The sequence below is a fragment of the Iodobacter sp. BJB302 genome, assembly GCF_002735645.1.
Taxonomy (GTDB): Bacteria; Pseudomonadota; Gammaproteobacteria; order Burkholderiales; family Chitinibacteraceae; genus Iodobacter.
The window spans coordinates 1-7,100 of sequence record NZ_PDZG01000117.1 but is presented as its reverse complement, the minus strand read 5'-3'; the positions used below and the strand labels follow the sequence as shown (position 1 = coordinate 7,100).

Annotated in this window: 10 protein-coding genes; all 10 read right to left on the bottom strand. The window is 45.1% G+C overall.

The annotated features are described in order from the left end of the window. Nucleotides 1-343: 343 nt before the first annotated feature. Entirely contained in the window at nucleotides 344-967 is a 624-nt protein-coding gene (locus CSQ88_RS21470; protein ID WP_257212712.1) for a lytic transglycosylase domain-containing protein, read from the bottom strand. Then, the gene (locus CSQ88_RS21465) at nucleotides 961-1,509 is read right to left on the bottom strand and encodes a hypothetical protein (RefSeq protein ID WP_143449553.1); all 549 of its coding nucleotides are present in this window, start codon (nucleotides 1,507-1,509) and stop codon (nucleotides 961-963) included. Before CSQ88_RS21465 ends, CSQ88_RS21470 begins: the two co-directional genes overlap by 7 nt. Next, nucleotides 1,496-2,200 carry an HrpE/YscL family type III secretion apparatus protein gene (locus CSQ88_RS21460; RefSeq protein WP_099400100.1) on the bottom strand — a complete coding sequence of 235 codons (705 nt, stop codon included), beginning with the start codon at nucleotides 2,198-2,200 and terminating at the stop codon, nucleotides 1,496-1,498. Before CSQ88_RS21460 ends, CSQ88_RS21465 begins: the two co-directional genes overlap by 14 nt. Continuing rightward, the gene (locus tag CSQ88_RS21455) at nucleotides 2,178-2,726 is read right to left on the bottom strand and encodes a hypothetical protein (RefSeq protein WP_099400099.1); all 549 of its coding nucleotides are present in this window, start codon (nucleotides 2,724-2,726) and stop codon (nucleotides 2,178-2,180) included. The genes CSQ88_RS21460 and CSQ88_RS21455 overlap by 23 nt, the downstream gene beginning before the upstream one ends. Continuing rightward, the gene (locus tag CSQ88_RS21450) at nucleotides 2,723-3,457 is read right to left on the bottom strand and encodes an EscJ/YscJ/HrcJ family type III secretion inner membrane ring protein (protein WP_099400098.1); all 735 of its coding nucleotides are present in this window, start codon (nucleotides 3,455-3,457) and stop codon (nucleotides 2,723-2,725) included. Before CSQ88_RS21450 ends, CSQ88_RS21455 begins: the two co-directional genes overlap by 4 nt. Then, entirely contained in the window at nucleotides 3,457-3,753 is a 297-nt protein-coding gene (sctI, locus tag CSQ88_RS21445; RefSeq protein ID WP_143449552.1) for a type III secretion system inner rod subunit SctI, read from the bottom strand. The genes CSQ88_RS21450 and sctI overlap by 1 nt, the downstream gene beginning before the upstream one ends. A 152-nt stretch (nucleotides 3,754-3,905) precedes the next feature. After that, complete coding sequence (gene sctF / locus CSQ88_RS21440; protein ID WP_233702878.1) at nucleotides 3,906-4,214, bottom strand: type III secretion system needle filament subunit SctF; 309 nt, start codon at nucleotides 4,212-4,214, stop codon at nucleotides 3,906-3,908. 71 nt (nucleotides 4,215-4,285) lie between these two features. Beyond that, entirely contained in the window at nucleotides 4,286-4,882 is a 597-nt protein-coding gene (gene sctF, locus CSQ88_RS23515; RefSeq protein ID WP_257212711.1) for a type III secretion system needle filament subunit SctF, read from the bottom strand. 19 nt (nucleotides 4,883-4,901) lie between these two features. Further along, nucleotides 4,902-5,252 (bottom strand): hypothetical protein, encoded by a 351-nt coding sequence (locus CSQ88_RS21430; RefSeq protein ID WP_099400097.1) that lies wholly within the window; start codon nucleotides 5,250-5,252, stop codon nucleotides 4,902-4,904. A 180-nt stretch (nucleotides 5,253-5,432) separates the two neighbouring features. Continuing rightward, a complete protein-coding gene (locus CSQ88_RS21425) occupies nucleotides 5,433-6,635 on the bottom strand; it encodes a PrgH/EprH family type III secretion apparatus protein (RefSeq protein WP_099400096.1) in 1,203 nt (400 codons plus the stop codon). Nucleotides 6,636-7,100: the final 465 nt, after the last annotated feature.

The window sequence follows — 7,100 nt, the reverse complement described above, 5'->3', positions numbered from 1 at the left end:
GAGCCACGCGCAGTAGCCACTCCCCGCGCCGCGTCTGCAAATCCCCCATAAATCCTCCTGCTTGATAAAAACCTCAGCATGACGAAAAAAGGAAAGGGCGTTTAGATGGGAGGGCTAGGCGCTTACATTTTTTTTATTTTCATCCAAAGTGGACTTAATTGAATCTACATCTTTACGTGAGCACAATAATTCATTGCCCCCCCTATTCCATTGAACATTTGAATAATTAATCACAACAACGAACTCCCTGAAAATAAATTAATAAATAAACTTCATAAAATAATCGATTCAATTTTATTAATCGATTATGACAACATAACATCAATAAAAAAACCAACTAATGCTACAAAAAGGATCGCACCTTGCGTACATAAGCTTGGGTCTCCGGATAAGGTGGAATCGCGTTGCCATATTTACGAACCGCTCCTTCACCGGCATTATAAGCAGCCAAGACTAATGATAAATCAGCTAGAAAGGCATTATTTAGCCATTTAAGGTAACGCGCTCCTGCACGCACATTCGCCCTCGGATCCAATGCATCACTCGCTCCAAAACGACTGGCAGTGGCAGGAATTAATTGCATTAAACCGAGCGCTCCTTTAGGCGAGCGAGCCTCTGGATCGTACTGCGATTCAACCCTAATAACCGCATGCAATAAACGCGGATCCACACCTTCTTCTTGTGCAATTGCATCAATAATGGGAAATAGCTGACGTTTCTGCTCAGAAAGCTTAATTACTTTTACAGAGCGCTTTGATTCAACAATACTTGAGCGGTACGTTTTGTGGGGATTGAAGCGTTTAAAGCGTGAATCCGCCCCCTCAGCGCTAAGGCTTAATTGCCCATTCTCATCCACATAGGCAAAAATCCCTGCATGTACTAGCGGACTACCCCAAAACATTAATACAAAAAACATAACTTTACTGATAAAAAACAATATAAATTCTCCTGAAAAAGCACTTACCAATCAGACTCCAGCTTAGCCCCCCCATTGTCTTCATCCGGAAAAAAAGTCATGTCAGAGAAACGGTCAAAAAAGTAGGCTGTCGCTGTTAATTGGGTACATGCCCCAAGAAATAAACTTTCCAACGGTGTCATGGGCTCCTTCTGCCCATCACCCGCCTTAGCACTCCCCTTACAAAATGCAAACGCGGCTTGCAAATCAGCATTACGGGGAAAAGCAAGCTGTCCATCCGCCCCGCGCATCAACTTTGCGTAGCTGATCATCTCGTTAAAAGTGAGCTGTCGCCCGAGCTTCGTTGCCGCAGCAAATTGGCTTTCTAATTCTGCATAAAGTTCCTTATGTAAAATCTGCTTCGGCCCCTCTGTCTTGATGGTGCTACGCACATCGCCCGTTTTGTCTGCGGAGCCAATGTGAATACCAGAAGCGGGCTGCTCCACATTTGCCAAACAAGCAGCCGCACGACCAGCAAGGTCTTGAATACCGCTTGGCATAGATTGCATAGACGAAGACTGGGAGCTTATCGGCATAATTTTAAATCCTGGCATGGGATTCTCCCTCCGCGAATTGAGGAGCACCTTGTTCCTCTAACTGACACAACCAAGCTTGCGTCGACTTCACCCTAAGCGCTTCACAACGCTCTTTTAGCCTCAAACATTCTAAGGTTTGCTTGAGTTTATTATCCATCTCATTCAACACATGCACGGGCGAAAACTCCTGTACATGCTCACCATATTCAAGCATAAAACGCTCACCCGTATCGATTTGCATACAAGGTTCAAACCCCAACACTTCCTTTACCCGCCGCGCCATTTGAAGAGCTTGAGCTTTGCCTCGCTGGGGTAAAACAATACGGAGCGAGGTAACCCTAGGCGCTTTGCTTAGCCAGTCTTCCAAAAGTTGCAATAGCAAAGAAGGCACATCCAAAGCATCACTCAGAGCCTTACGCAGATCATCCTTGATGCTGCTTTCAATATCTGCTTGCAACTGAACACTACCCTGCAAATGCGCATGAACCTCGCGCAGACTCTGTGCCAAGCCCGTACTAAATCCATCGGCATAGGCCGCCTGATAAATCGCCTGAGCTTGTGCACTGGCCTCACGCAATATGCTGCTAGCACGTGCCCGAGCCTCACTTAAGGTTGCATGACTACGTTCACTATCGATCAGCTGACAGCGCCGTATAAGCACATCCTGCTGAATGTGACTATGTGGATTAAGAGTAATTTGTCTTGGCATAATCGATGGCAAAATTCAGTAAAGTGTAGTTAGGCTCAAGGCCGGGCGGCATAGCAATATTGAGCTGCTCTGGTGCAAACAGCAATGGCAGTCTCTGCGCAAGCGGCCTGGGTAATTGCGGCACAAACAACTGCAAATAACTTGCCCCAAGTGCTTGCGCACGGGTTTGCGCGCAGCCTTGATCAGGGAGTGCTATTTGAGGAGTAATGATTGGCAATCCTAAATAACGCTGCTGCATCAAGCTAAGTGAGGCCAATTGCCCACTGCGCACAAAATCAGCCCGCCCAAGCTTACAACCAAGCAAAGTAGCCGCAGTTCTTAAATGCCTCCAATTACTCACCAATGTACGTGTTAGTAAACTTGTTGTAGCAGCAGCGGGCAAATTACTACACAGCCCAAAATGGGCTAGTAAATGCGAATTTAATAGCTGCTGCTGAGCGGAGCCATGGAAACTATCTAAAGATTTAAAGCGTTGCGGATGAATATAATCAGCGGGCGCATAAAGCACATTTAATAACTGCTTCATCCCTGCGTTTCCCGCTTCGACGGGTATAAGCGCCGTCCGAATTTAATCCAGCACAGTGTTAGAACTACACCAATTAAACCGAGAAAAAGTACGCAAAGCCCCCCCAACAACCAAGGCGAGAGCGCTGCTTTCACCAAAGGAGAGGAATGCTGAGCAATCGGCTTTTTAGCAAGCACCACAGAAATATCATCGTAATTTACAGTTTGAAAACTATTTTTCAGAAATCGCTTAATTTCATTAATCAATAAGGATTCATTCACATCATTTTGGTAAATCACCAAGGCTGATAAATGCACTCCGCCAGCTTGCTTACGTGTATCCGCCCCTTCCACGTCATAACTCAAATGCAGGCGCGCAGAAACAATCTCGGGCATCGTAAGCAAAGATTGCTCAAGACGCTGCTCAATGGCTGAATACAGACGCGCTTTTTCAGCCCGAGGGGAAGAAACGAGTGATTCGGCAGGGAATAACTGGCTGATTTCAATGCGTGCCTTTGATGGCAAATCTCGCGTTTTAAGCAGATCAACTGCAGCACTAAAATCTTTTTCATCTACCAAAATGGTATATCCAAGCTTGCCCACATCTTTTTTATTTGCTGCTATATTAGCCTGCTGCAAGACAGCCAACACCTCATTGGCCTGGCGCTGATCCAGAGATTTTAATAGCTCTTGCTCACAGCCCGCCAACAGCACACAACACGCCAACAAGCAGGCACGTAAACAATTAAACATTACTGTGCCTTTACCAGCGTTTCAACAGTACTCACCGCCTTACGAGCCAGCGTACTGGCTAGTGAAATATCGAGAGTGTAATTAGCAATCGCCATTTGCATTTCATAGAGTTGCGCAGGATTAGTCACAGCAGCACTATTGATGCCATCAGTCACCGCGCCACGACGCACATCAGCATCCACACTCATACGGGCAAAGGCTTGGCTAGCACGCTCAGCCAAGCCCATACTGGGCTCAGCAATAGACATACTGCTATCAAGCGACATCGATACAGGTGAAATAGGTACTATATTCATTGTATTTTTTACTTATAAAATGGATGGGGTCGACCTTGTTATGGATCAATACCCTCCACAGGTTACATAAGCCACACCCCCCAGCGCAAAACGGGGAGTACGTAAATTTTCCTACCGTTCAACAACATCCGTCATACATTTAAAACATTGTATTAGCGGAAGTTTTGCACAGTACCCGCAGCGATATCCTTAAATGCCTTAGAAGCATTGGATTGTGCATTACGATAAATCGTGTATTCACTCAAAGACGATTGCACTTTCGCCAACAAAGATGGATCAGTCGGGTTCGCTGTAAGCTCCTTGAGCGCGGAGCTAAGTGCTGCGTTTAAATCCTTTACACCAGAATTAAACTCACCTGATAGCTGATCAACAAACCCAGCCCATTTGGCACCATTGCCAGCATTAACACCTGCTTCAACATTAGAGACTAGGCCTGAATGGCCAAAATTAGGCATTGCCATGATTTTTCCTTAATAAAAAATTTGAGAGACACCATGCTAGATAAATAGCAGGCATACACCACAACCGAACACTAGCGTAAGTTTTGCGCAGCAGAGGAGGCAATATCTTTAAATGCCTTGCTCATATTGGATTGCGAGTTACGGTAAATCGTATATTCGCTCAGCGCAGATTGTACTTTGGCAAGTTTGGATGGGTCGGTAGGATCGTTTTGCAACCCTGCTGTCGCTGCATGTAGCGCATTATTAAGGTTTTGCACTCCCTCATTAAAACCAGCAGACAGCGTATCAACAAAACCACTCCACGCGGCACCTTGAAAAGACATAACAAGTGAGCTTTTGACAGACATTACCACTTCGCCATAATCAGTGAGATCTTTAACAGCCTTCCTACCCGCAACATCTGCCGCAGCAATTGCCTGAGGTGTCGGCGCCCCAGCGGCAACCAAAGATTTATCATAAGCTGTTTTATAAGTATCTACGCCTACCTTCGCCTCTCGCTTTTTCACCTCCTTCAAAGCCTCATCTTCAATTACCGGTGCATTTTTTGTAAAATACTCAGCCAATTCAGCACCTGGTTTTGTGGCGATTTTACCATTCTCAATGGCGACCTCTGCCATTGCTTGGCTATTTGAAATCAATCCACTGTGACCAAAATTAGGAATTGCCATATCTATTACTCCAATAAAATTAATAAGACGTGCCAAACAAAGGGCGCTCAGAAAATATCCCGCTCACATCTGTGAGCTGAATTGTATTTATTCCAGAAATCACATTATTTGCAACGACCTCTTTTGAGAGGTACTCTGCAATATAAAACTCAGGCCCGATAGGATAACTGAGCTTTAAACTCGCAAAACGTTTCATGTACGTTTTTTTATATACATCTTGAATTAATTTCTCATTCATTTCCTTCAAAGCTTCTGCTTCAAGGGCAACTACATTCTCTAAAAAAAAATTAGCCAATTCACTATACAGGCCCTCTTCCGTATTAACATTTTTAGTAGTGACCTCAGCTATAGCATGACTGTTTAAAATCACTCCACGATGACCAAAATTAGAAATTACTATTTCCAGGACTCCAAATAAATTAATAAGGCACGTTAAATAAAGGACGCTCAGAGAGAAAGCCCCTCCTCACCCGAACATAGGGCCAAATTTGAACTAATCATCTGAATCAAAAACGGCGGTCATTATTCTCGTAATTAAAAAACCATGTTTCTAACTTGAATAGCCCACTGGCTCCCCAATTAGCCAGTGCGAGGGACTCATGCGCACATAACCTTCTTGGCCATATTTAAATGACTTATCCTTAAGCCAGTCATCACGTAATTCAGCATTAAAATGAACATAGCGATCACCCCAGGTAGCGTAAAACGCTTCAGTGACACGCTTAAACTCAGCCAGACGTACATCACCTGCATACACTGAGCTCACTAACCCGATCTCTTTTTTACCTTGCTGTAGACGATATTCAAGACCTATCCGTTTAAGACTATCTTGTGCGGCCTCCGCAACAGCTGCGTCGCTATGCCACTCCATACTCACTTGCTCGGCATAAGGCATGATCTGCATAAGCAAACTACGTACTCGTGCCTGAGTGCTGGCGTCATTACCCATACGAGTACTACTCAATAATATAGTGGGCTGCAACGGGGCTTGAAAGCGCAAGGTAAAAAACATAACCCCTTCGCGTTCCAGTAAAGGGCTCAGACGCCTTCGTTCATCCACAGCTGTGGTTACTCGCCAAGCCGTGTGCAAGCTACTGCGCATCAAAGCTTGGCGAGCCCATAATGCGTCACGCTCAGTCTGTGCAAACACGGTATATGTCTGATCACGCCCGAGGCTCACCGTGTAGGCATTGCTCGAACCATGTAAAATTTTATGGATATTCTCAACTTTGGGAGTTGATGATTGGGCATTCCAGGCCAGCGCACCACCACCCAACAAAAGAAGAATAAGCAATACCAAGCCCCACCACACCCAGCCTAAACGTCGTATGCCCGTTGTAGGCGAACAAGCAAGCTTGCTAGGCTGAGCCGCAGCTTCAGCAACAAGCAATTGCGGGCCATTCCCTTGCAATACTTCATCACACCACAGTTCGTCAGAACGCTTAATTGCAAAGCGCAAGCCCCCAACCGCCTGTATTTCATTGTATTTAAGCTGAATTTTTTCATGTTGTGCCGGGTGATACACCGTAGCGTTAAAAGCATCCCCAGCGAGATCTTCATCCAAATGCAGCGAGAAATTAATTTGCGGTGCACTAGCCAGCACAAACAAGGTGCGTTCAGTCAGCGCCAAACTAGCAGCCAACTGGGCATCCTCCTCTCCCTTCGCCCCGACACAAATACAATAGGCCTCGCGGCCAAGAGAAAACTCCACCCCGTTCAACGGACCAGACAAGGCTTTGAAAGTAAAACTCACGAATTGCCCTAATTTATTTAGTTAATTAATTGCACATTAAACCCGATCGTTTATTGCACCAGCGAGCTTAGTGAGGACCCCATCTCTAGACAAAAAAATCGCTCTGTCACAGCACATTCACACTAAGCACCCATTGTGCCTTCCAAACTAAGCAAAACAAATCAGACAGGTACTAAACTGGGCAGGAGTGGGTAGGATTAACTCTATATTCAGCGCACCTAACTTAGATCGCTATTTTTTAGATTGCCACCATTTAGTCAAAATCGCTTTTTAATAGCGATAAATGTCTGGTAAAAATTAAAATAACGCTTTCATTTTTAAAATAGCAGAGTGGTATATGCCCCCTGTGTCAGGATAGTTGAGATACTCCCTTTTCAGGGATTCCAACTTACTCAGGGGGCTGGTTACTTATCATGTCGCGTATTCCCAAGGCTCGTAAAGATGCCATTTTAAGCAAAATGCTTG